This is a genomic window from Moorena sp. SIO3H5 (assembly GCF_010692395.1).
In the GTDB taxonomy this organism is placed as follows: domain Bacteria; phylum Cyanobacteriota; class Cyanobacteriia; order Cyanobacteriales; family Coleofasciculaceae; genus Moorena.
In genome coordinates this window covers 1-2291 of sequence record NZ_JAAHHS010000680.1, presented here as the reverse complement: position 1 = coordinate 2291, position 2291 = coordinate 1, and the positions used below count along the sequence as shown (strand labels likewise).

Here is a 2291-nt window from a genome sequence, read left to right as displayed (position 1 = left end):
CATAAATATTGTCAATTTATTCACAGAAAAGATGGTTATGCTTATGGGATTTAAACCCTGTCCTCCCTTTCCTCTCACCACTAAATCGAAGATTATAGTGGGAGACGACCGGGAGGCGGACAGATGACTTTCTCATCCTTAACTGTTTCCCTAAAACCTGAAATCACCCTCACCCCTGTTGAGGGAAATATTCTGCTCCAATCTTCAAGCCGCAAGCTGAAATTTCATCAACCGGAACCGGGATTAAAAACTGCTCTAGATGCTCTCAAACAAGGAACCCACACCCCCGGGCAACTTCAAACCTTAGTCCTAGAAACCGACGGCACACAAGTTCGGGAAAAGTTCGATGCTTACCTGAATCGTCTGATCGAACTGGGCTGGATCTGTCACGCCATCCCCCCCTCATCCCCGGAGCTTTCTCCCCTTGCGATCGCTATCCCCATGGTAGGGGATTATTACTTCGATTGTCCTGAGATTGATTGGGATGCGATTGCATTTACCCTCTCTCGCTTCGCCTATCTCCATCAAGTCGAAGGGGAAATGGTATTAGAATCTCCCCTTACCAAAAGTAAGATTAAATTTTCCGACTGGCTCGGTCCTGCCTTAGTGAGTCAGTTATCTCAACCCCAAACCGCTACTAGCTTAAGTCAGGAAATTCCCGGAATTACTGAAGAGATTGCCCAACAGTTTCTCAGTTTACTCTTTGCCGCCCAGATGTTATCTGCATCCTTTGTCAGTCCTGTTGAAGAAGATGAAGAAGTTGAGAGCGAAGAAGCAACTCCACCCTTAGTGTTTTGGGAATTTCACGATTTACTGTTCCATGCCCGCAGTCGCCTCGGTAGACATAATAATCCCTTGGGTGCCATATTTCCCTATGTCGGTAAAATTGACCCCTTGCCTGGGGTGAAGCCATTGATGAGCGATGTGGTGATTCCCTTGGCAAAACCTAACATAGAGGAACTAAATCAAACCGATATGCCCTTGAGTCAGGCATTAGAAACTCGCCGTTCGATCCGGCGATATAATGAAACCCCGATCACCCTTGAACAACTCGGACAGTTTCTATACCGTTGCGCCAGGGTGAAAAAACTTTTCGATACAGAAGAACGGGGAGAGCTAAGTAACCGTCCCTATCCCGGTGGGGGTGCGATTTATGAATTGGAAATTTATCCCGTGGTTAAGGGTTGTCAAGGATTAGAACAGGGATTATATCATTATCACCCTTTAGACCATGTGTTGTGTCAAGTTTCACAATGGACCGCAGAAACGGAAGCATTAGTTCAGGATGTCTGGTTTGCCAGCGCTCAGCATGATCAGCCCCAGGTTGTATTTGTGATTACCGCCCGGTTTGGACGAATGTTTTGGAAATATCAATCCATGGCCTATGCAACGATTTTAAAACACGTTGGAGTTATGTATCAAACCTTTTATCTGGTTGCTACCAGTATGAATTTAGCCCCCTGCGGAATAGGAGCAGGTAATTCTGATCTATTTCAAAAAGCCACTGGAATTGACTACTATGAAGAGTCTTCTGTAGGGGAATTTATGTTAGCTTCTGTTCAAACCAAAGATTAATAACTATAGTATTTCAATTTGATTTGGTAAAGGCAAAATTTGGAGTGTTGGAAATAGCTTGTAGGGTGGGCAAAAACAGTTTGGTTTTTTTGAGCATTCTAGATTATATAACTTTGCCCACCCTACTATAACTTTTGCCTTTTGCCTTTTGCCTTTTGCCTTTTGCCTTTTGCCTTTTGCCTTAAAATTATAAGATTTGTCCTCAAACGTTGCTAAAAATTGCTACATATAACTTTGCCCACCCTAATTTAATTGATATTTTTTTTACAAGCAAGTGCCTAAATATTAAGTTTTGTGGCTATATCGGTTTTATATACCACTGAACATAGTATCTTAACCAATGGCTTAACAATCCAAAATTAGTTTGGGATTCAATGTCTGAAATTGCTAAAATCCCAGGAATACAGGGACTTTGGGAAAAAACCAAAGGGGATTCCCAAGTTGTGGTTGCAGTTCTAGATGGGGTTGTTGACCAGGCTCATCCTTGTTTTGATGGGGCTAGGCTAAAGCGGTTGCCAACGTTAGTTCAGGGAGAGGCAAACCCGAGTGGGAGGATGTCGAGCCATGGGACTCATGTTGCCAGTCTGATTTTGGGTCAGCATGGTTCTCCCGTGCAGGGGATTGCCCCATAGGGCTTCAGTAGCTGCCGTAACTGCATTTTTAAACCCGCTTTCGATTCCTGCTGGAGAGTCCACCAAGATGTACTCGTAATTCTT

The 2291-nt window shown here is 43.9% G+C and carries 1 protein-coding gene and 2 pseudogenes; 2 read left to right on the top strand and 1 reads right to left on the bottom strand.

The window, feature by feature from the left end; genetic code table 11:
* The first annotated feature begins 123 nt into the window (after nucleotides 1–123).
* Both F6K52_RS35455 and F6K52_RS35450 read left to right on the top strand, forming a co-directional pair.
* Nucleotides 124–1575, top strand: a complete 1452-nt coding sequence (locus F6K52_RS35455) for a SagB family peptide dehydrogenase (protein WP_293089760.1) — start codon at nucleotides 124–126, stop codon at nucleotides 1573–1575.
* Between the two features lie 374 nt (nucleotides 1576–1949).
* Nucleotides 1950–2144 (top strand): annotated as a pseudogene (locus F6K52_RS35450) (hypothetical protein); the annotation flags it as partial.
* Here the strand turns inward: F6K52_RS35450 and F6K52_RS35445 are convergent.
* Nucleotides 2097–2291 (bottom strand): annotated as a pseudogene (locus F6K52_RS35445) (hypothetical protein); the annotation flags it as partial. The pseudogenes F6K52_RS35450 and F6K52_RS35445 sit on opposite strands and share 48 nt — an antisense overlap.